The organism is Luteibacter anthropi (assembly GCF_023699965.1).
Classification (GTDB): domain Bacteria; phylum Pseudomonadota; class Gammaproteobacteria; order Xanthomonadales; family Rhodanobacteraceae; genus Luteibacter; species Luteibacter anthropi.
Window position 1 is genome coordinate 932,259 of record NZ_CP077072.1, and the last position, 20,194, is coordinate 952,452.

21 protein-coding genes are annotated in these 20,194 nt (G+C 65.9%); 4 read left to right on the forward strand and 17 right to left on the reverse strand.

Annotated elements, in window-relative coordinates:
- Positions 1–6 precede the first annotated feature (6 nt).
- Positions 7–1,272: a lipid IV(A) 3-deoxy-D-manno-octulosonic acid transferase gene (gene waaA / locus KR767_RS04330; RefSeq protein WP_250879118.1), complete on the reverse strand. Its 1,266-nt coding sequence runs from the start codon at positions 1,270–1,272 to the stop codon at positions 7–9.
- Between the two features lie 80 nt (positions 1,273–1,352).
- Here waaA and lpxL point away from each other — a divergent pair, with 80 nt between their 5' ends.
- Positions 1,353–2,270: an LpxL/LpxP family Kdo(2)-lipid IV(A) lauroyl/palmitoleoyl acyltransferase gene (lpxL, locus tag KR767_RS04335; RefSeq protein WP_250878231.1), complete on the forward strand. Its 918-nt coding sequence runs from the start codon at positions 1,353–1,355 to the stop codon at positions 2,268–2,270.
- 122 nt (positions 2,271–2,392) lie between these two features.
- Positions 2,393–3,307 (forward strand): VirK/YbjX family protein, encoded by a 915-nt coding sequence (locus KR767_RS04340; RefSeq protein ID WP_250878232.1) that lies wholly within the window; start codon positions 2,393–2,395, stop codon positions 3,305–3,307.
- Here the strand turns inward: KR767_RS04340 and KR767_RS04345 are convergent.
- From KR767_RS04345 to KR767_RS04370, 6 genes are all read right to left on the reverse strand, one after another.
- The gene (locus tag KR767_RS04345) at positions 3,254–4,048 is read right to left on the reverse strand and encodes a glycosyltransferase family 2 protein (protein ID WP_250878233.1); all 795 of its coding nucleotides are present in this window, start codon (positions 4,046–4,048) and stop codon (positions 3,254–3,256) included. The two genes, KR767_RS04340 and KR767_RS04345, sit on opposite strands and share 54 nt — an antisense overlap.
- Positions 4,038–5,315 carry an O-antigen ligase family protein gene (locus tag KR767_RS04350; RefSeq protein WP_250878234.1) on the reverse strand — a complete coding sequence of 426 codons (1,278 nt, stop codon included), beginning with the start codon at positions 5,313–5,315 and terminating at the stop codon, positions 4,038–4,040. Before KR767_RS04350 ends, KR767_RS04345 begins: the two co-directional genes overlap by 11 nt.
- On the reverse strand, positions 5,312–6,451 hold the full coding sequence (locus KR767_RS04355; protein ID WP_250878235.1) for a glycosyltransferase: 1,140 nt from the start codon (positions 6,449–6,451) through the stop codon (positions 5,312–5,314). Before KR767_RS04355 ends, KR767_RS04350 begins: the two co-directional genes overlap by 4 nt.
- A gap of 58 nt (positions 6,452–6,509) precedes the next feature.
- Positions 6,510–6,734 (reverse strand): zinc-finger domain-containing protein, encoded by a 225-nt coding sequence (locus KR767_RS04360; RefSeq protein WP_166951909.1) that lies wholly within the window; start codon positions 6,732–6,734, stop codon positions 6,510–6,512.
- A gap of 108 nt (positions 6,735–6,842) precedes the next feature.
- Positions 6,843–7,424, reverse strand: coding sequence for a YceI family protein (locus KR767_RS04365; protein WP_166951912.1), 582 nt, complete (start codon positions 7,422–7,424; stop codon positions 6,843–6,845).
- 73 nt (positions 7,425–7,497) lie between these two features.
- Positions 7,498–8,091, reverse strand: coding sequence for a malonic semialdehyde reductase (locus KR767_RS04370; protein WP_166951915.1), 594 nt, complete (start codon positions 8,089–8,091; stop codon positions 7,498–7,500).
- 139 nt (positions 8,092–8,230) lie between these two features.
- On the opposite strand from KR767_RS04370, the gene KR767_RS04375 reads away from it, so the two are divergent.
- Positions 8,231–9,196: a mitochondrial fission ELM1 family protein gene (locus KR767_RS04375; protein ID WP_250878236.1), complete on the forward strand. Its 966-nt coding sequence runs from the start codon at positions 8,231–8,233 to the stop codon at positions 9,194–9,196.
- A 225-nt stretch (positions 9,197–9,421) separates the two neighbouring features.
- Here KR767_RS04375 and recG read toward each other — a convergent pair whose 3' ends face one another.
- The 4 genes from recG to rpoZ form a co-directional block, all read right to left on the reverse strand.
- On the reverse strand, positions 9,422–11,539 hold the full coding sequence (gene recG, locus KR767_RS04380; protein ID WP_166951921.1) for an ATP-dependent DNA helicase RecG: 2,118 nt from the start codon (positions 11,537–11,539) through the stop codon (positions 9,422–9,424).
- Between the two features lie 16 nt (positions 11,540–11,555).
- Positions 11,556–11,939 (reverse strand): RidA family protein, encoded by a 384-nt coding sequence (locus tag KR767_RS04385; RefSeq protein ID WP_250878238.1) that lies wholly within the window; start codon positions 11,937–11,939, stop codon positions 11,556–11,558.
- A 197-nt stretch (positions 11,940–12,136) separates the two neighbouring features.
- A complete protein-coding gene (locus tag KR767_RS04390; RefSeq protein WP_250878239.1) occupies positions 12,137–14,320 on the reverse strand; it encodes a RelA/SpoT family protein in 2,184 nt (727 codons plus the stop codon).
- Positions 14,321–14,434: 114 nt separating this feature from the next.
- Entirely contained in the window at positions 14,435–14,725 is a 291-nt protein-coding gene (gene rpoZ / locus KR767_RS04395; RefSeq protein ID WP_166951929.1) for a DNA-directed RNA polymerase subunit omega, read from the reverse strand.
- A gap of 177 nt (positions 14,726–14,902) precedes the next feature.
- Here rpoZ and KR767_RS04400 point away from each other — a divergent pair, with 177 nt between their 5' ends.
- Positions 14,903–15,736, forward strand: a complete 834-nt coding sequence (locus tag KR767_RS04400) for an MlaA family lipoprotein (protein WP_250878240.1) — start codon at positions 14,903–14,905, stop codon at positions 15,734–15,736.
- A gap of 263 nt (positions 15,737–15,999) precedes the next feature.
- Here the strand turns inward: KR767_RS04400 and KR767_RS04405 are convergent, their stop codons facing one another.
- From KR767_RS04405 to gmk, 6 genes are read right to left on the reverse strand one after another with little or no spacing between them, the layout of a single operon-like run.
- Positions 16,000–16,296 (reverse strand): STAS domain-containing protein, encoded by a 297-nt coding sequence (locus KR767_RS04405; protein ID WP_166951935.1) that lies wholly within the window; start codon positions 16,294–16,296, stop codon positions 16,000–16,002.
- Entirely contained in the window at positions 16,293–16,970 is a 678-nt protein-coding gene (locus KR767_RS04410; RefSeq protein ID WP_250878241.1) for an MlaC/ttg2D family ABC transporter substrate-binding protein, read from the reverse strand. The genes KR767_RS04405 and KR767_RS04410 overlap by 4 nt, the downstream gene beginning before the upstream one ends.
- A 20-nt stretch (positions 16,971–16,990) precedes the next feature.
- Positions 16,991–17,866 carry an outer membrane lipid asymmetry maintenance protein MlaD gene (mlaD, locus tag KR767_RS04415; protein WP_250878242.1) on the reverse strand — a complete coding sequence of 292 codons (876 nt, stop codon included), beginning with the start codon at positions 17,864–17,866 and terminating at the stop codon, positions 16,991–16,993.
- A 58-nt stretch (positions 17,867–17,924) separates the two neighbouring features.
- Positions 17,925–18,692, reverse strand: a complete 768-nt coding sequence (gene mlaE / locus KR767_RS04420) for a lipid asymmetry maintenance ABC transporter permease subunit MlaE (protein WP_250878243.1) — start codon at positions 18,690–18,692, stop codon at positions 17,925–17,927.
- Positions 18,689–19,501 (reverse strand): ABC transporter ATP-binding protein, encoded by an 813-nt coding sequence (locus tag KR767_RS04425; RefSeq protein ID WP_166951946.1) that lies wholly within the window; start codon positions 19,499–19,501, stop codon positions 18,689–18,691. Before KR767_RS04425 ends, mlaE begins: the two co-directional genes overlap by 4 nt.
- A complete protein-coding gene (gmk, locus tag KR767_RS04430) occupies positions 19,498–20,115 on the reverse strand; it encodes a guanylate kinase (protein ID WP_166951949.1) in 618 nt (205 codons plus the stop codon). The genes KR767_RS04425 and gmk overlap by 4 nt, the downstream gene beginning before the upstream one ends.
- Positions 20,116–20,194: the final 79 nt, after the last annotated feature.

Genomic DNA, 20,194 nt, shown 5'->3' on the forward strand with positions numbered 1-20,194 from the left:
GGGCATTCACTCCTGAAGCAGGTGATCCACCAGCTTCATGACCTTGCTCACGGAGCCACGCTCGCTCTCGAAAACCTGACGCGCCGCACGGCCCATCTGCTGGCGGCGTGTTTCGTCACGCAGCATCGAGAGCACCTCGGCGCCCAGCCCATTGCTATCGGCCACCCTGAGGCCACCGCCCCGGTCGAGCAGTTCCTGGGTGATTTCCTCGAAGTTGAAGGTGTGCGGACCGACCAGCACCGGCTTGCCCAGCGCGGCGGGTTCCAGCACGTTGTGGCCGCCGATGGACACGAGGCTTCCGCCCACGAAGGCGACGTCGGCCGCAGCGAAGAAACGCAGCAGCTCGCCCATGGAATCGATGACGAAGCACTGCGTCGTATGGCCCGGCACGCTGTCGGCGCTGCGGGTGGCCACGGTGAAGCCCAGGCTACGCACCGAGGCCTCCACGGCGCGGAAGCGCTCAGGGTGGCGGGGGGCAATCAGCAACAAGGCATCCGGCAGGCGGCGCAACACGTCGAGGTGTGCCTCCAGCACCCCCATCTCCTCGCCTTCATGCGTGCTGGCGGCAATCCACACCGGACGTCCGGTTCCCCAGGCCTCGCGCATGGCGGCGCCCGCTTCAAGGGCCGCCTGCGGTACAGGCATGTCGAACTTCAGGTTGCCGCAGACCGTGAGCTGGCTCGGCTCGGCGCCCAGCAGGCGATAGCGGGCGGCATCGGTACGCGACTGCGCAGCGATATGGCTCACGCAGCGCAGCGCCCGGCGCACCAGCGAACTCATCCGCGCATAGCCGCGCAGGGAGCGTTCGGACAGCCGCGCGTTGGCGATGAGCAGGGGAATGCCATGCCGGCGGCAGGCGAAATACAGGTTTGGCCAGATCTCCGTTTCCACGATCACCGCCAGTCGCGGACGGGTATTGCGCAGGAAGCGCCGCACAGCGAATGGAAGGTCGTAGGGCAGGTACACGCTGTGCACGCTGTCGCCGAACAGCTGGCGCACCCGCTCCGACCCCGTGGGCGTGACCGTGGTCACCAGCATCGGCGCGCGCGGATATGCCTGCATGAGCGCCTTGATCAACGGCTCGGCGGCGTTCACCTCGCCCACCGACACGGCATGCACCCACAGGCACCCCGCCAGGCGTGGTTCGCGGAAGCTGCCGAAGCGCTCGCGCCAGCGCACGTGGTAATCGCCATAGCGCATGCCCCGGGCCATCAGCCGCAGCATCACCAGTGGCGTGAACAGGTACATGGCGAAGTTGTAGAGCAGGCGCAGCAGCACGCAGTCCCCTGGGATGGCGGGTGGCCGGGCAGTATAGCCGTCCCCATTCGTTACAATGGGCGGACATGCCCGGAATGCCCTACCCCAGCCTGACCCGACGCCTGCTCACGCCCCGCCACTGGCCGGCGTGGATCGGCGTAGGTGTGATCTGGCTCATCGCCCACCTGCCGTTCCGCCTGCTGATGCGCCTGGGGCGCCTTACCGGGCGCCTCGCGCTGTATCTCAACCGCGAACGGCGCAGCATCGCGGCCACCAACATCGCGCTGTGCTTCCCCGAACTGGACCCGGTCAGCCAGCAGGCGCTGGTGCGGGCCAACCTCTGCGACGTGGGCATGATGCTGGCCGAGTTTGCGCTGGGCTGGATGGGCTCCGATAAGGCCATCGCCCGGGTGCCGGTCACGGTCGAGGGCCTGGAGCACCTGGAAGCCGCCCGCGCGGCGGGGTGTGGTGTCCTGCTGGTGGGCGGACACTTCTCGCATCTGGAACTCTGCGCCCGGCTGGTCTCCCAGCGGATCCGCATCGCCGGCATGTACCGGCAGATGGATTCCGACGTGTTCGAGTTCGCCGTGCTGCGTTCGCGCCTGCACTATGCCGATGCCATGTTCGACAAGGACGACATCCGTGGCACCGTGAAGTACCTGAAAGCCGGTGGCACCGTCTGGTACGCGCCCGACCAGGACATGCGCAGCAAGGACAACGTCTTCGTGCCCTTTTTCGGCGTGCCGGCGGCCACCATCACCGCCACCCATCACCTGGCCCGCATGTCGGGCGCGGTGGTCATCCCGTTCTATCATCGCCGGCTGCCCGGCGACTCCGGCTACGCCATGCGCCTGGGCGCTCCGCTGCCCGGCGTGCCCAGCAAGGACGCCGCCGCCGACACCGCCGTGGTCAACGGTGAAATCGAGCAGATGGTGCGCGAGGCGCCCGAGCAATACCTGTGGGTGCACAAGCGCTTCAAGACCCGTCCGCCGGGCGAGCCGCGCATCTACTGAGGCGATACTTGCGCATGCAAGCAACTGCCTGAACAGGTATTTTTACCCCGCGACAACGAAAGCTCCGCGAAATTCCTCAGGCGTAGAACGACGTCCATCCCCAGACAGATGGACGTCCTTTCATGCAGTCACTCCTCCGTTTCGCGCGTTCGCTGCGCGGCCGGGCCAGCTGGCACAGCAAGCGCATCCGAGGCCTGAGCGCCACGCTGACCTACGTCGGCCGCTCGATGGTGCGCTTCCGTCGCCACGACGCCTGGCTTGCGCTGCTCGAATCGCCGGACATGGCCGGACTGACCAGCGTGGACGTGACCCTGCTCGAGCGCTACCAGCATCGCTATATCAGCCGGCAATGGTCGCGTGACCGTCGCCTCGACGTGCTGCGCAGCCATTACGAATTCGCCGTGGCGCGATTTCCCCGCGAGCTGTTCGACACCTTGTACCGCTCGCGCCAGATCCGGCTGGGCCGCATCGAACTGCGCGACGGCAGCGGCCTCAACCTGATTCTCAAGGCACCCCGCCTTCGCGACCGCGAAGGCGAGCTGAGCATCTCGCTCACCGATGACAACGGCCTGCAGATCTCCTACGCGTCCATTTCATTCATCGACGGCGGCCGCAGCATCGTCATCGGTTGCCTGCAGGGCGCGTCGAACAATGCCGGCCGCGATGCCGTGCGCGACTTCACCAAGCAGTGCCATGGCCTGCGGCCGAAGAATCTCCTGCTGTCGATGATCCGCTCGCTGGCAGAGGTGTACGGCGTGGAACGTGTCCTGGGCATTTCCAACGCCGCCCACCCCTTCGGGGGCAGGCGCGACAAGATCAAGGCCGACTACGACACGTTCTGGCTCGAAGCCGAAGGCGTGGCCGTGGAAGATGGCTTCTATGCCATGGCGCCGCGTGAGCCGACCCGCTGCGCGTCCGAAGTGGAAAGCAAGCGCCGCAGTGAATTCCGCCGCCGCGAAGCGCTTCGCCACCAGGCCTGCGCGCTACTGGTCGGGGCGTTCGGCTTTCGCCTGGAAAACGTTTCGATGGCTGCCTGAGCGGCCGCGCTCGTAGAGCTTGGCGTATTTCAGGAACGCGTAGAACGCATGCACGCGGGCAGCGACGAAGCCCGCCCAGCCGCCACGCCAGTGCCCGCGCCAGAAGTAGTAACGGGCAAAGGCGATCGTCGGATACACGACCATGCGCGTGCGCAGGAAGGATGGCAGGCGCGTATGCCGGTCCGCGACCTGCAACGATGAATAGCGGTTGGCCTTGTCAACGCGACCTTCGATGTCGCGCTCGCCGTAGTGATCGATGACGGCATCCAGCCGTTTTACCGGGCCGTCTACCACGACGCTTTCGTGCACTTCATGGCCACTCATGCGGCCTCGCGTGCGATCGAACAGGCGTACGTAGTGGTTCAGCCGCGCACGGTCAGGTTGCCAGCGCCAGAAAACCCATTCCCTGCGCAGCAGTTCGAAGCCCGCCACATCGGGCGACACCAGCGCTGACTCGATCTTCTGCGCGGTGACCGCCGGCAAGGCTTCGTCGGAATCCAGCAGTAGCACCCAGCGGTGGATAGCCAGGTCGATGGCCGCCTGCTTCTGTGCGCTGTAGCCGGCAAACGGCTGCACCTGCACGCGTGCGCCGAGCCGCTGCGCGATATCGCGCGTGGCGTCCGTCGAGCCCGAATCGAGCACCACGATCTCATCGGCAAAATGCACCGACGCCAGGCACGCCTCGATGGTGTCCGCGTTATCGAACGTGGTGACCACCACGGATAACGGCTCACGCGCCACGGGCACCCTCCTGGTCCGGAAGATCCGCATGCAGCGCGGCACACCATACCGAGAGCAGCCATGCCGCCAGCAGGCCCCACCAGGCCGAATAGAAGGCCATATGGGTATTCAGGGGAAACAGGATCGCAACCAGGGCAATCGTGGCGGGAAACGCCCGCGCTCGTGCGACCGGCCCGGCACGCCACCACTGACGCAGCGCGAATACGGTTGCCGCCAGCCACGCCAGCAGGCCAATCGATCCGGTTTCGGTAGCCACCTCAAGGAGCACCTGATGCGCATGGCAGGCTCCTTCGCCGTCACCGCATTTCTCTGCCGTGAGGAAGTGATCGTCGGGCGGTGCAACCTGCGGATAGGCCACGCGGAAACCGCGCACACCCACGCCATTGACCGGATGCGCCTCGTAGATGCGCAAGGCGTTGACCCAGATATCCAGGCGACCGGTCAGGGCACTATCGATACCCGCGCTGTTGCCCTGGAGCAGCGGCAGCGTACGAGCGATGCGCTCATGGAACCGTGGCGATACCTGCCATGCGAGGACAGCGGCCAGAACCAGGACGACAGCTCCACCAAGGCAGCCCAGGGCGAATCGCCGGAACGAACCCGCTTCACGCCAGAGAAAACCCAGGGCCACCAGTCCATAGCAAAGCCATGACGCCCGCGAGCCGGAGAGCAACACGGGCCCCAGCGCCAGCAGGAAGGCCAGGGCAAGACCACGACGCCCCCAGCGCTCCCGCGCGCCCCACAACAGAAAGGGCGCCAGCGCCGACAGCGCCGGACCCAGCTTCAGGTTGGTGGCGCCGAAGATGCCCGACAGGCGATCCGCATTGGATGCGCCGGCAAGACCATAGCCCGTGAGGGCCTGCACCCAGGCATCGGCCACCCAGATCGCCACGACCACGGCCGTGGCGAAGTAGAGGCTGCGCACCTTGCCGGGCCGGCGGACGGCGAAGCAGGTGTAGATGCCCAGGGGAGCGAAGCGCAGCAGGCCGGCCACGGTGCCCCAGCTCTTGCCCGGCGCCACGGCATCTACGGCCGATACCAGCGCCGCGCCCGAGTACGCCGCGAACAACCACAGGAACAACCGGGCACCTGGATGGTGATGCAGCGCTTTCGGCTCGCGCACCAGCAGGAGAATCGCCCCCACCAGGCACAGGAACACGCCCAGCTCGGCGCTGCGACCGAACGGCAGCAGGGCCGGCACCAGCCAGATGGGAAGCAGCGGTGATGCCAGCCCCGCGCGAAGCCTTGCCGCCAGGGAGACACTCACGCGCTGGGCACGCCTTCCACGACATCGGCATACAAGGCCAGCGTGCTGGTCTGCATGTCGACGAGGCGGTAGCTGCGCGGCGGCGGAATCGGCGGAGCAAAGCGAAGCAGTTCGGCCGCACGTTCCACCAGCTTCTCGCGATCACCCAGCGGCACGCGGCCGGCGGGATAGAGTTCGGCGAGAAGTTCGCCGACACCACCGTGGGCATAGCCCATCACCGGACGGCACAAAGCCAGCGCCTCGACCACCGTGCGGCCGAACGACTCCGGCCGGCGCGACAGCTGCAGGATGAGCGCCGACATCGCATAGATATCGCGGACGTCCGAGCGGGCGGGCGAGATCACCACCTTGTCGTCGAGCCCACGGTCGTGGATAAGCTGGCGCAGTTCGGCGATGTAGGCCTCGCGCCCCGGTTCGTCCGCGCCCAGCAGCAGCAGGCGTGCGTCGATGGAGCGCTGGGCCAGGTCGGCGACCAGTTCGATGGCATCGGCATGGCCCTTCAGGCGCGTGCCGCGTCCGGGAAGGGTGAGCAGGGGAGCACCGGCCAGCTGCGGATACTGCTCGAAAAAGGCCCGCTGCCAGCCATCGTCCGGGCGATAGCCGTACGGAAACGCCTCGGTATCGATGCCCCGCGGAATCACGGAAATGCGCGACACCCCTGCCTCATGCGGATAGTGGCGCAGCACGTAATCACGAAGGGTCTGCGACACCACGATCACCCGTTCGCCCCGCAGCAGGATCGCGCTGTAGCGTCCCGGCGTATTGAGGCCGTGCACTGTCGTGACGAAGTGAGGGCGCGGCTTCAGCCCACGCAGCGCCCACCAGCCGATCCAGCCGGGAAGACGCGAACGGGCGTGGACGATATCGGGCTGGATCTCGCGCAGGATGCGACGCAGTTTGCCCGCCAGGAACAGCGTGGACAGCGCCTTCTTGCCGATGGGCAGGCTGATATGGCGGCTGCCCTCGGCCTCCAGCTGGGCCACGAGGCGGCCGCCGGCGGAAATCACGATGGAACGGTGACCGGCCTGGACCAGCGCCCTGGCGATCTCCAGGGTCGAGCGCTCGGCGCCGCCCGAATGCAGGGCGGGGACGAGTTGCACGACGGTCATCGTCCGGTTCGGAAAGACGGTGGCCATGGGCGGTCCGTTAGGGGAGATGAGCGGGCGTTGCTGCAAGCACGCCCGCGGAGCGGCTTCAGTCTTTCAGAACGTAGGTGGCGCCGCAGTACGAGCACTTCGACGTGCCGCCTTCGTCTTCGATGGGCAGGTAGACGCGCGGGTGCGAGTTCCACAGGTACATGCCCGGCATGGGGCAGGAAAGCGGAAGATCGGCCCGGGTGACCTCGTAGCGATTTTCGGCGTTGGCCGGAATCAGCGGCGCGGCCGCGGGGTTGGGACGCGCAGCGGTAGGGGTGCTCATGGAAAAACTCCGGGCGATACGGTTTGCACTGGAAGGAAATGGTAACAAGAAACAAAAAGGCCCGCGCCGTTGCCGGCGCGGGCCCCTGGGGACGAGCCCCGGAAAAACTTACTGCTTGTCGCCGTGTGCTTCGGTGGTGATGCGGATCTTGATCTCGTCCGAGACGTTCGGCACGTAGGCGCCCACGCCGAAGTCCGAGCGCTTGATGGTGGCGACGGCGTCGAAGCCGGCCGCGGGCACCTTCAGCATCGGGTGATCGCCCACCTTGTTCACGGTGACGTCGAGGGTGACCGGCTTGGTCACGCCGTGCACGGTGAGGTCACCGGTGACCTTCAGCTTGCCCTTGCCGGCACCAGCGACCTTGGTGCTCTTGAAGGTGATGTTCGGGAACTGGGCGGCGTCCAGGAAATCCTTCGACTTCAGGTGCTCGTCGAGCTTGGGCACGAAGGTGTCCAGGCCGCTCAGCGGCAGGGTCACTTCCACGGAGGACTTCGACGGGTCCTTCTCGTCATAGACGACGGTGCCGTCGGCGTTGTTCAGGTTGGCGCTCGGGTTCGAGTAGCCGAAGTGGTTCCAGGTGAACAGCACATCGGTGTGGGTCGGGTCGAGCTTGTAGGTGACCGGGGCGGCAACGGCAGTACCGGCGGTGGCGAGCAGGCCCGCGAGGGCGACGAAACGGAGAGCGCGCATGGGGTGTTTCTCCAGCAGTGAGGGTTGGGTACTGCGATGGCAGCGGGACCGGACGGTCACCGCGGGAAAGAAATCAGAGGATTTCGGCGGCTTCGTTGAAATCGAGGCGCGGCAGGCGGCCGAACAGGTTCACGTCCGGGTTGCCGTAGCCGATGTTCACCAGGAAGTTCGACTTGATCTGGGTGCCGGCGAAGAACTCGGCATCCACGCCAGCCTGGTCGAAGCCGGACATGGGGCCGCAATCCAGACCCAGCGAACGGGCGGCGATGATGAGGTAGGCACCTTGCAGGGAGCCATTACGGTTACCAGCTGCCTGGATCAGCGGGTCGTTGCCCACGAACCAGCTACGGGCATCCGCATGCGGGAACAGCTTCGGCAGGTGCTCGTAGAAAGCGAAGTCGGTGGCGACGATGGCCGTCACCGGTGCGAGCATGGTCTTCTCGACGTTGCCTTCGTGCAGGTAGGGCTTCAGGCGCGCCTTGGCGTCCTTCGACTTGATGAAGCGCACGCGCAGGGGCGAGGTGTTGGCCGCCGTGGGGCCCATCTTCGCCAGGTCGTAGATCTGGCGGATCTGCTCGTCGGTCACTTCCTTGTCCTGCCACGCGTTGAAGGTACGCGCGGTACGGAACAGCTGGTCAAGCGAGGCGTCGGACAGCGGAGCGCTCATGGGAATCCTTGTACAGTGGCGGGAAGGCCCACAGGGGCCAGCGTCTGGAGAGTGTAAGGGTGAAGACGGGGTTCGTGGATCGCTCTGACGGGGAACGTACTGTCGCAATATCGATAACAATCCAGGCGAGTACCACGCCATGAACCGCCCTGCCGCGCCGTTTTGCTGGGTCATCACGGATGGCCGCGCCGGTAACCGGCGCCAGGCCCTGGCCCTGGCCGAGGCGATCACGCCGTCGATCCGCGAGGTTTCGGTGGAGCTGCGCTCCCCGTGGTCCTGGTTTGCGCCGCGTCTCCTGCCGGGAACGAGCATGGCGCTCAGGGGAAACACCGACGCGCTGCTACCGCCATGGCCCGCTCTGGCGATCGGCTGCGGAAGAACGGCCGCCTGGGTGACCCGCCTGATGCGTTACTGGTCGGGTGGCCGCACGCTGACGGTGCAGATCCTCGATCCGCGTATCGATACGAGCCACTGGGACCTGGTGGTAGCACCCCGCCACGACGGGCTGCAGGGCGACAACGTGCTGGCCCCGCTGGGTTCGCTGCATCCCGTAAACGACGCATGGCTGGACGACGCGCGAGGCGCCTTCGCCTCCCTGGGCGCCCTGCCCTCGCCCCGCCTGGGCGTGCTCATCGGCGGCGAGCGGCACGGCAAGCCGGTGGACCCCGCGGTCACGGCCGCGTTTCTTGAAGCGGTGAAGGCCCGGCACGGTCGTGATGGCGGCTCGGTGATGGCGATCACCTCGCGGCGCACGCCTGCCAGCGTGATGCCGATGGTCCGCACCGCCTTCGCCGGCATCCCCGGCATCGTCTGGACCTCGGAACAGGACGGCCCCAACCCCTACCCCGGCATCCTCGGCTGGGCCGACCGCCTGGCCGTCACCCCCGATTCGGTGAACATGCTCTCGGAAGCCTGCGCCACGGGACGCCCGGTGCATACGCGCGTGGACGAGCCGTTACCGGCAAAACTGGCACGTTTCCATAAAGAACTCAGAGCCAGCGGCCGCCTGCACGACATGGACGCCGTTACGGCCGACAGCCAGGAACCGCTACGCGAAACCGCATCCATCGCCGCCAGGATCCACCAACACCTGGGCCACCTGTAGGAGCGCGCCTTGCGCGCGACCGATCAACGACGCCACGCCCAGTAAACCCAGCCCGGCCAACCGCCCGCCCGATCATCGCAAGACATCATTCGTCATCTGTCACCTGAGGTGGTCGCGCGCAAGGCGCGCTCCTACAGGGCACCGCTGCTGTTGTAGGAGCGCGCCTTGCGCGCGACCGGCCGACAACGCCACGCATCAAGGTCATACCGAAAACCGATCCGGCGATCAGGCGTCGACGTAACGGGCCGCGTCACCGACCCAACGGGCGATCAGGCGCTCACAACGCGCCGGGTGGTCGCGCATCATCGCCTCGGCCACGCGCTGCACCTCGGGCATCAGGTGCGCATCACGCGACAGGTCCGCGATGCGGAACTGCAACTGGCCCGTCTGCCGTGTACCCAGCACTTCACCGGGGCCCCGCAGTTCCAGATCCTTCTCCGCAATGCGGAACCCATCGTTGGTTTCACGCATCACGATCAGGCGCTCCTTCGCCAGCCGCGACAGCGGCGTCTGATACAGCAGCACACACGACGACGCGATGGCGCCACGCCCCACGCGACCACGCAACTGATGCAACTGCGCAAGCCCGAGACGCTCGCTATTTTCGATGACCATGAGGCTGGCGTTCGGCACATCCACGCCTACCTCGATCACGGTGGTGGCCACCAGCACGGCAATCTCGCCGCGCTTGAACGCATCCATTACCGCCTGTTTTTCCTTCGGCTTCATCCGGCCGTGGATCATGGCCACGGCAAGATCAGGCAACCCCGTGACAAGCTCCGCATGCGCCACCTCGGCGGCCTGTGCATTGAGCTGCTCGGATTCCTCGATCAGCGTACACACCCAGTACACCTGACGCCCTTCCATGCACGCGGCATGGATGCGCTCCATCACGTCGTAACGGCGCTCGTTGGAGATGGCAACGGTCTGCACCGGCGTACGCCCCGGCGGCAGCTCGTCGATGGACGAGACATCGAGATCAGCATACGCGCTCATCGCCAGCGTACGCGGGATCGGCGTAGCCGTGAGCACGAGCTGGTGCGGAATGAGTTCACCTTCCGCGCCCTTGTCACGCAGGGCGAGCCGCTGGTGCACGCCGAAACGATGCTGTTCGTCGACGATGACCAGCCCCAGCTTTGCAAACGCCACGCCTTCCTGCATGAGCGCATGCGTGCCGACGACGACGTGGGCGCTGCCATCGGCCACCCGCGTCAGCGCACTCTTGCGCGCCTTGCCTTGCACCTTGCCCGCGAGCCACTCGACATCCAGGCCCAGCGGTTCAAGCCACGCACGGAAATTGCGCAGGTGCTGTTCGGCCAGCAGTTCGGTCGGCGCCATCAGCGCCACCTGGTAACCGCTTTCCACGGCGGCAACAGCCGCGAGTGCCGCCACCACCGTCTTGCCGCTTCCCACATCGCCCTGTACGAGCCGCAGCATGGGATGCGGACGGGCGAGATCACGTGCCACTTCACCGCAGACGCGCGCCTGGGCTTTCGTCAACGCGAAGGGCAGCGATGCCAGCAAGCGATCGCGCAAGGTACCTGCGCTTTTGAGCGCCGGCGATTTACGCTCCTTCACCGCTGCCCGCATGCGCCGCAACGTGAGATGCTGCGTGAGCAGTTCCTCGAACGCCAGGCGTTTCTGCGCCGGATGCACGCCGAGCTCCAGCTGGCGCAGATCCACATCCGGCGGCGGCCGATGCACGTACAGCAAGGCATCACGAAGCGAAGCCATGCCGAGCGGGCGGCCGATATCGTCGGGAATCAGTTCGAGCCGGTCATCCTGCGGCAGGTGCGCCAGTGCTTTGGCAATCACACCGCCAAGACGACGTGGCCCCAGCCCTTCCGTGGTGGGATAGACCGGCGTCAGCCGCTCATCCACCACCACCGCCTCACCGGCCTCGATACGCTGGTACTGCGGATGCACCATCTCCAGGCCCTGCGGCCCCTGACGCACTTCGCCGAAGCAGAGCACGCGCGTGCCTTTCGGCAGCTGATCGACCTGGCTCTTGCGGAAATGGAAGAAACGCAGCAGCAGTGCACGGCCGGATTCGTCGGAAATGATCACCTTCAGCTGTGGCCGGAAGCGGAAGCCCCGCTCGACGAAATCGACCGTGCCCTCGACCTGCGCATGATCACCCGGCCGCAGGTCGGCAATGGACACGACCCGCGTGCGGTCTTCGTAGCGCAGCGGCAGGTGAAACCAGAGATCCTGCACCTCGCGCAGGCCGAGCTTGCCCAGCGTCTCGGCGAGCGCCGGCCCGACGCCGCCGAGTGTCGTCAGCGGCGCGCGGCCCGGGTCCGCCGGCGGTGCGGCGGGAGTCGACCTCACGCTGGGAGCCACGGCGATGGCGAGTCTCTTACGGCAGGACGAGGATCGCGTCGACTTCGACCTGGGCGCCCTTGGGCAGGCCCGAGACCTCGATGGTCGAACGCGCCGGATACGGCTGCTGGAAGTATTCGGCCATCACGGCGTTCACGGCGGCGAAGTTGCCCAGGTCGGTGACGTAGATGCCCACGCGCACGATGTCCTGGAGCTTGCCGCCGGCGGCTTCAGCCACGGCCACGAGGTTGTCGAACACGCGACGCGTCTGCGCGGTGATGTCGCCTTCAACGAGGTTGCCGGTAGCCGGATCGAGCGGAATCTGGCCCGAGAAGTACACGGTGTTGCCTGCGCGGACGGCCTGCGAATACGGGCCGATGGCGGCCGGTGCCTTGTCGGTGGCGACGATGCTGCGGGTCATGGGGTGTCCTCGTGATGATGCCGACGAGTCTAGCCGCAGCGCCCCCCACCCGCCACCAACACCCTTTGTAGGAGCGCGCCTTGCGCGCGACAAACCAACGAAGCGGTGACGAGGGATTCTGCCATCGGGCGCTTCGACACAGGCCTGTCGCGCGCGAGGCGCGCTCCTACAGGGGTATGGCTTCGCCTGTCGCGCTTTTACAGGGGGTGGCGGTAGACGCCGCTTACCACGCCGGTGCGGCGCACGCGGCGCATCACGTCGGCCAGGTGCTTGCGATCCTTTACTTCGATGGCGAACAGCAGCGTTGCCGCCGTGCTGTCACGCTCGATGTATTCCACGTTCTCGATGTTCGAGCTGGCATCGGCAATGGCCGCCGCCACCGTAGCGAGCACGCCGGGACGGTTGAGCACTTCGATGCGCAGTTCGGCACGGTAATCGCCGCTGACGTCGCGGTCCCATTCGATCGCCACGATGCGTTCCGGCGACTTGCGGAATTCCGTGACGTTGGGGCATTCCACCCGATGCACGACGATGCCCTTGCCCGAGGAGAGATAACCCACGATCTCGTCGCCCGGCAGCGGATGGCAGCAATTGCCGAAGCTCAGCACACCGCGCTCGGCACCGCTGATGCGGATCTTCTCCGCATTGAGCTGGTCCGCCACCGACGGCGCATGGCCCTCGCTCGGACCCAGCAGGGCCACCAGTTGGGTGGCCACCTGGTCGGCAAAACGGTTGCCCAGCGCAATTTCCGCGAGCAGTTCTTCCAGGCGCTTGAGCTTGGCGTCGTCGAGGAAGCGGTCGAGCGTGGCCGGCGGCACGGAATCGAGGCTGAGGCCGCGCGCATCGAGCGCACGGTCGAGCATGCGATGACCGAAGTCCACGGCGTCTTCGTGTTGCAGGTGTTTCAGGTACTGGCGAATGGCCGTGCGCGCCTTGCCCGTGACCACGGCTTCGAGCCATGCCGGATTGGGCACGGCCGAGGGCGCGGTGATCACTTCCACCACCTGGCCGGAAATCAGGCGTGTGCGCAACGGCACCAGCTTCTTGTCGACGCGCGCCGCCACCGCGTGGTCGCCCACGTCGGTATGCACGGCATAGGCGAAATCCAGCGCCGTGGCATTGCGCGGCAGCGAGAAGATGTCGCCGCGCGGCGTGAACAGGTAGACCTCGTCGGGGAACAGGTCGATCTTGACGTTTTCGAGGAACTCGGACGCCGACGGCGTGTTGGCCTGGCTGTCGGCCAGCGCCGAAAGCCATTCGCGCGCGCGCAGCTGCGCGCTGTTCGCGGGGCCGGAATCGGATTTGTAGGCCCAGTGCGCGGCAATGCCGCGCTCGGCCACCGATTCCATTTCCGACGTGCGGATCTGGATCTCGATGGGCGCACCGAACGGCCCCAGCAGTACCGTGTGCAACGACTGGTAGCCATTGCCCTTGGGAATGGCGATGAAATCCTTGAAACGCGCGTCTACCGGTTTGTACAGGCCATGCACGGCGCCCAGCGCCATGTAACAGTGCATCGCCGTGTCGGTGATGACGCGGAAACCGTAGACATCCATGAGCTGCGCGAACGACTTGTGCTCGTTGCGCATCTTCGAATAGATGCTCCACGCCGATTTGATGCGGCTGACCGCGCGACCCGGAATCTTTTCGGCGGCGAGGCGGCCTTCCAGCGCCATCTCGATCTTCGCCATCGCTTCGCGCCGGTTGCCCAGCGCGGCGCGGATGCGCTCGCCGATGATGCGATGGCGGTCGGGGTATAGCGCCTTGAAGCCGAGATCCTGCAACTCGGCCTTGAACTTGTTCATGCCCAGGCGCTGCGCGATAGGGGCGTAGATTTCCAGCGTTTCGCGGGCGATGCGCCGGCGCGAGGCGGAATCCTTGGCGCCCAACGTGCGCATGTTGTGCAGGCGGTCGGACAGCTTGATCAGGATCACGCGCAGGTCGCGCGCCATCGCCAGGAGCATCTTGCGGAAGCTCTCGGCATCGGCTTCGGCGCGACTGGAGAAACGCATCTTGTCGAGCTTGGTGACGCCATCGACCAGTTCGGCCACGGTCTCGCCGAATTCGCCGGCCAGCTCCTCACGACCCAGTTTCGTGTCTTCGAGGGTGTCGTGCAGGATCGCGGCGATGATCGTCTCGGCATCGAGCCCGAGTTCGGCCAGCACCTGGGCCACGGCCACCGGATGCGTGATGTACGGTTCGCCCGACTTGCGGGTCTGGCCGTCGTGCGCGGCGGCGCCGACGAGGAAGGCGCGCCGGATGCGCAGCACCTGTTCCTTCGGCAGATACGCGCCCACGCGCTCTTCCAGCGCCTGCACATACGAAGGCACCGGATCGGTATCGACCACGTCGGTCAGTTTTTTGGCAGGGATGACATCCATGGGAGACCCGTGCACCTCAAAGGGCGCCGCCTCCCGCGCGCGGCCTCGTCAGCCGCGCTTCAACGTACTGCGCAGGGAACGGATGAATGCAGGGCCGACAGCGACCCGGCGTCATCAGTCATCTCCACCCTTCGAGAGGTCGTCGTCCACTTCGGTGGCGGCCCACTCGAGGGCTTCACGCTCGGCACGCTCGCGTGCAGCCTTGTCGATCGCATCGATCATCGTCTCGTTGACGCGACGCTCGGCGATCTCGCGCAGGGCGACGACCGTCGGCTTGTCGTGATCCGGATCGATGGTGGGTTCGGCACCCTTGGCAAGCTGACGGGCGCGCTTGGTCGCCAGGAGCACGAGCTCGAAGCGGTTGTCGACTACCGTGAGGCAGTCTTCGACAGTAATACGGGCCATTTCAAATCCTTGACAATAAAGACACTTCTGACCGCGCAGTGTAGCTGTCCGGCCGGTTGGCTGGCAATCGGGGCAGGGGTATGATGCCCGGTTCCCGCCGGGATCGACCTCCCGGGTGAAAATAATAAAACCAAGCGGTACAATAAAGCACCGCCTCACCCCGCCAAAGCAGACCCCATGCACCCCAGCCTCCTGTCCCGGTTCGTCCGCCCCGCGCTAGGCCTGCTGGTCACCGGCCTCCTGGCTGCGTGCCACATCGCCCCGCCGCGCACCGACGACCCGAACGAGCACTTCAATCGCAAGGTCTACGCCTTCAACGACAGCCTCGATAAGACGCTGATCCGGCCCGTGGCCGTGGGCTACCGCAAGGTGACCAACGCGCCGGTCCGTACGGCGGTGAGCGACTTCTACACGAATATCCGCCTGCCGATCACGGTGGCCAACGAGCTGCTCCAGGCCCGTCCCAAGCAGGCCATACAGACCACCGGCCGCTTCGTGGTCAACCTGACCATCGGCTTCCTGGGCTTCAAAGACCCCGCCAGCCTGCTGGGCATGCCGCTGTACGACACCGATTTCGGCGTGACCCTCGCCCGCTGGGGCGTGCCTGAGGGCAGCTACCTGGTGCTGCCCTTCATCGGCTCCACCACCCCGCGCGACGTCCTGCGTCTGCCGGTGGACAGCTACTTCTTCGATCCGCTCAGCTACTTCGCCCGCAACCACGACTTCAAGGCCGGCCAGTACTACGTTCCGTCCGTCCTCTACCTCGTGACCCTGCGCGCCCGTGCGATCGACGCCGAGAGCTTCCTGAATTCGGCCTACGACCCCTACGTGTTCATGCGCGACGCCTACCGCCAGCAGCGCCTCTACCAGATCTACGACGGCAACCCGCCGGCCGACGTGATCGAGCGCATGCAGGGCATCAGCGGCAACGACAACTCCAACTTCGACCCCGAAGAGCTGCTCGATCAGCAGCACAAGTGGGAACAGCAGAACGGGCAGAAGCCCGAATAAGAGAAAGGGGCCCGATGGGCCCCTTTCTTTTTGGCATTGTCGCGATCTGGCGGGATCGCCGGTGTCGGAATGCTGTACGTGCCAGCCCGGTGGGGAAAGCCGATGTAGCGGTGCTCTGCCTGCTGGTGAACCGGGGCGCTGGGTTCCAGCGTTCGCTGGAACGACGGGCTATTCGGTGGCAGTAGCGTCCCAACCCCTCACGTCGTTCCTGCGTACGCTGGAACCCAGTGCCGTGAATCCGGTTGTCGCGTAACGCCCGCGCGTCAAAGAAGCGGTTCGACGCCCGAGACGCGGGCCAGGGCCTGGAGGCCCGTCGGCACGTGGGCCACGCGGATCGCCCTGCCCTTGCCGCGGCCATGCGCCAGCAGGGCCAGCACGGTGGCGAGCCCGGCGCTGTCGGCCTGGGACACGCCGGCAAGATCCAGCACCGTCTGCGCGCCGCGATCCAGTTCGGCACGGCCCGTGGCCAGGGCGGCCGTGGCGGTGCCGAACGTGAGAGCACCGGATACCGCGAGGGTATCCGGTGCCGGAGTCGTCAGCTGAAAGGCCGGCTGACTCACTTCTTCTTGCCGCCCGAGTCTTTCTCGAGCTGGTCGATGGCCGCCGAGCCCTTCTGCTCCAGATCGGTGATCAGCTTGTCGAGACCTTCTTTCTTGATCTCGGCATCGACCTGGTTGCGGTAGTTGGTGATGTACGAGATGCCCTCGATGATCACGTCGTAAGCCTTCCAGTCGCCACTCTTGCTCTGGCGGAAGGCGTAGTCGACCGACACCGACTTGCCGTCGTCCAACATGACCTGGGTGCGGACGACCGTGCGCTTGGGATTCTGATCGCCCGTGAACGGCAGCACCTTCACCCGACCACGGGTGTAGTTGAGCAGGCCCTCGGCATAACGATGGGTGATCGAGTTGTAGAACGCCTTGGCGAAACGCTCACGCTGCTCGGGCGATGCCTTGGCTGCATTCTGACCCAGCACCAGGATCGAGGCGTAGTCGATGTCGAAGTGCGGCAGGAAGGTGTCGTCGATGACGGCGATCAGCTTTTCCTTGTCGTTCTTCAGCTCGGCCTGGTGTCCTTCGATGGCCTTGCCCAGATCGTCGGAAATGGTCTGGACGATCTGCTGGGGCTGCTGGCCCTGGGTGGCGGCCGCCGGAGCGGCATTCTGGGCGAGAACCGGCGCGGCCACGACCGTGCCGATGGCCAGGGCGATGGCGAGGGAAAGCTGACGCAGCATGCGAGTCTCCTGGGCCGGCATTACTTCTTGCCGGCGTTGTCTGGTTTGGCGTCGCCGGAGGCGCCGCCGTTCTTGTTGTCGCTCGGCGAGCCGTTCACGAGGAACTTGCCGATCAGGTCTTCCAGCTGCATCGCCGACTGCGTGAGGACGAGCTCGTCGCCTTCATGCAGGTATTCCGGCGAGCCGCCCGGCTGGAGGGCAACATACTGGCTACCGATCAAACCGCTTGTGAATACCGCAGCGGCCGAGTCATCAGGTATCTGGGAGTAGCTCTTGTCGATCGCAAGGGTCACCGTGGCCTCGCTGGAGCCCGGCTTGATCACGATGGAGTCGACGCTGCCGATGGGCACGCCGGCCATCTTCACGGCGGCGCCCGTCTGCAGGCCGCCGATGTTGGTGAAGTTGCCGGTGACGTGGAAGGTGCCGCCCAGGTGGTCCGGGGCGCTGCCGCCGCCGAAGAACTTGCCGAGCATTTCCTCCAGCTGCTGCGCCGGGCGGGTGAGACCCAGCTCGCCGCCTTCCTTCACCGGGCTATTCGACCGGCCAAACTGGATACCCACGTACTGGTCGCCCAGCAGGCCGCTGGTGTAGATCGTGGCGACCGAGTCGTCCGGGATGTCCTTGTGGTTGTCGTCGATCGACAGCGTGACCTTGGCTTCTTCCTTGCCCGGCACGAGGTCGATGGCCTGGACCGAACCGACGCGCACGCCGGCGATCTTCACCGGGGCGCGGACCTTGAGCTGGCCCACGTTGGCGAAACGGGTTTCCACGGCATAGCTGGAACCCTGGCGCGAGTTCGCTACCGAGGTGGTCTGGGTGGCCAGGTAGGCCAGGGCGGCAAAGCCGAGCACGATGAACAGGCCGGTGCCGACGGCATAGGAGCGTCTCTGGGTCACGGCACGATCCTCGGGTTGAATGCGGAAAGGGATACGGTCATGGCGGGCCTCCGTGGCCTCAGATCAGGAATGAGGTGAGGACGAAGTCCAGCGCCAGGATGGCGATGGACGATGCGACCACCGTGCGCGTGGTCGCATACGCGACGCCTTCGCTGGTGGGCGGGGTGGTGTAGCCCTGGAACACCGCGATCAGGGAGACCACGATGCCGAAGGCGAAAGACTTGAGCAGCACGCCGTTGATGATGTCCTTGTGGACATCCACCGCAGCGGTCATGTTGGACCAGAAGGTGCCGTTGTCGATGCCGAGCCAGGTCACGCCGACCAGATGGCCGCCGAACACACCCATGGCGCAGAACACCACGCCCAGCAGCGGCAGTGCGATTACCCCGGCGAGGAAACGCGGTGCAGCCACGTAGGCCATCGGGTCCACCGCCATCATTTCCATGGCGTCGAGCTGGTCGGTGGCGCGCATCAGGCCGATTTCGGCGGTGATCGAGGTACCCGCACGGCCGGCGAACAGCAGCGCCGTGACCACCGGGCCCAGCTCGCGGTAAATGGCAATGGCTACCACGGTACCCGTGGCCGAAGTGCCGCCGAAGATAGAGAGCACGTCGTAGAGCTGCAGACCCAGCACCATGCCCACGAACAGGCCGCAGGTCATCACGATGGTGAGGCTCATCGCGCCCACGAACCAGATCTGGCGAAGCGTCTCGTGACCGTGACGCAGGCTGCGCGGAATGGCCGCCAGCACCGTAAGGAGGAACAGCCCGCAGGCGCCGATCTGCGCCAGGCTGCGAATGACGACGTTGTCGTCGCGGGTGGTCATGCCTTGCCTCCGGGGAAACCGAGCGCGGTGGCGTAATCCCCTGCGGGGTACTGGAAAGGAACGGGGCCGTCGGGCTCGCCGCCGAAGAACTGCGCCGTCCACGGCGAACCGTCGCTGGCCAGCGTATCGGGCGCACCCTGCGCCACGACCTTGCCGTTGGCGATGAGGAACACGTGGTCGGCCACCTTCTGCACCGCCGCGAGCTCGTGCGCCACCAGCACGCTGGTGATGCCGAGGGTCTCGTTGAGCGTGCGGATCAGCAGCAGTACCTGGTTCAGCGCGATGGGGTCGAGGCCCACGAAGGGCTCGTCGTAAAGAATGAGCGCTGGGTCGAAGACGATGGCACGCGCCAGCGCCACGCGACGGGCCATGCCGCCGGACAGCTCGGTGGGCATCAGCTTCGCGGCGCCGCGCAGGCCTACGGCCTGGAGCTTGTTCAGCACGATGTTGCGCACCAGTTCCTCGGGCAGCTTCGTGTGCTGGCGCAGCGGGAAGGCCACGTTCTCGAAGACGTCGAAGTCAGTGAGCAGGGCCGAGTTCTGGAACAGGTAGCCGATGCGCTCGCGCAGCTCGAACAGCTTCTCGCGCGACAGCGAGGGTACGTTCTGGCCGTCTACCTCGATGCTGCCGGCATCGCCGCGCATCTGCCCGGTAATGTGCTTGAGCAGGGTCGTTTTGCCCGTGCCGCTCGGACCCATGATCGCCGTGACCTTGCCACGGGGGATATCGAGGTCGAGCGAGTCGAAAATCGTCTTTCCGTTGAGGACCGTGGTCAGTCCGCGTACGCGGACGATGGCGTCGTCGGTCATGGGGCGATCAGCTCCTGGATCAGCGTCTCATGGCGTTTGGCGTTCAGCGGCGAGCGCAGGCGCACGGCGTGGACGATGGCCCGGAGGTCGCCCAGGGCATCTTCGAAGCTGTCGTTGACGATGATGTAGTCGAATTCGTGCGCATGGGCGATCTCTTCGCGTGAATTGATCAACCGGCGCTCGATGACATCCGCCGCGTCCGTGTTACGACCGCGCAGGCGGCGTTCCAGTTCCACGCGCGACGGCGGCAGGATGAACACGCTGACGCAGTCCGGCTTGCCCTTGCGCACCTGGCGCGCGCCCTGCCAGTCGATTTCCAGCAGTACGTCGGCGCCCGAATTCAGTTTTTCTTCCACCACGGTACGCGAGGTGCCGTAGAGGTTGCCGTGCACCACGGCATGTTCCAGGAAGATACCGTCTTCGATTTCCTTTTCGAAATCGGGGCGCTCCACGAAGAAATAGTGCCGGCCGTACTGCTCGCCCACGCGCGGCGGACGGGTGGTATGCGAAATGGACAGCGAAATCTGCGGCTCGCAGTCGAGCAGCGCGTTGACCAGCGTCGACTTGCCCGCACCCGACGGCGCGGCCACCACGAAAAGGGTGCCTGGCGTCATCCGCGGGTCTCTCGATGGGGGTTCATGGCTCTCTCCCGGAACACCGCCCCGCCGGCAAGGCCGATGGGGCGCGGCATTA

What these genes read in the sequence shown, in the direction of transcription:
- KR767_RS04365 (WP_166951912.1), bottom strand. Translation starts at nt 7,424, where the DNA reads ATGCGCGCTCTCCGTTTCGTCGCCCTCGCGGGCCTGCTCGCCACCGCC.
- KR767_RS04385 (WP_250878238.1), bottom strand. Translation starts at nt 11,939, where the DNA reads ATGACCCGCAGCATCGTCGCCACCGACAAGGCACCGGCCGCCATCGGC.
- mlaE (WP_250878243.1), bottom strand. Translation starts at nt 18,692, where the DNA reads ATGACCACCCGCGACGACAACGTCGTCATTCGCAGCCTGGCGCAGATC.
- KR767_RS04400 (WP_250878240.1), top strand. Translation starts at nt 14,903, where the DNA reads ATGCACCCCAGCCTCCTGTCCCGGTTCGTCCGCCCCGCGCTAGGCCTG.
- KR767_RS04360 (WP_166951909.1), bottom strand. Translation starts at nt 6,734, where the DNA reads ATGAGCACCCCTACCGCTGCGCGTCCCAACCCCGCGGCCGCGCCGCTG.
- KR767_RS04355 (WP_250878235.1), bottom strand. Translation starts at nt 6,451, where the DNA reads ATGGCCACCGTCTTTCCGAACCGGACGATGACCGTCGTGCAACTCGTC.
- KR767_RS04425 (WP_166951946.1), bottom strand. Translation starts at nt 19,501, where the DNA reads ATGACCGACGACGCCATCGTCCGCGTACGCGGACTGACCACGGTCCTC.
- rpoZ (WP_166951929.1), bottom strand. Translation starts at nt 14,725, where the DNA reads ATGGCCCGTATTACTGTCGAAGACTGCCTCACGGTAGTCGACAACCGC.
- gmk (WP_166951949.1), bottom strand. Translation starts at nt 20,115, where the DNA reads ATGACGCCAGGCACCCTTTTCGTGGTGGCCGCGCCGTCGGGTGCGGGC.
- KR767_RS04370 (WP_166951915.1), bottom strand. Translation starts at nt 8,091, where the DNA reads ATGAGCGCTCCGCTGTCCGACGCCTCGCTTGACCAGCTGTTCCGTACC.
- KR767_RS04390 (WP_250878239.1), bottom strand. Translation starts at nt 14,320, where the DNA reads ATGGATGTCATCCCTGCCAAAAAACTGACCGACGTGGTCGATACCGAT.
- KR767_RS04375 (WP_250878236.1), top strand. Translation starts at nt 8,231, where the DNA reads ATGAACCGCCCTGCCGCGCCGTTTTGCTGGGTCATCACGGATGGCCGC.
- KR767_RS04340 (WP_250878232.1), top strand. Translation starts at nt 2,393, where the DNA reads ATGCAGTCACTCCTCCGTTTCGCGCGTTCGCTGCGCGGCCGGGCCAGC.
- KR767_RS04410 (WP_250878241.1), bottom strand. Translation starts at nt 16,970, where the DNA reads ATGCTGCGTCAGCTTTCCCTCGCCATCGCCCTGGCCATCGGCACGGTC.
- lpxL (WP_250878231.1), top strand. Translation starts at nt 1,353, where the DNA reads ATGCCCTACCCCAGCCTGACCCGACGCCTGCTCACGCCCCGCCACTGG.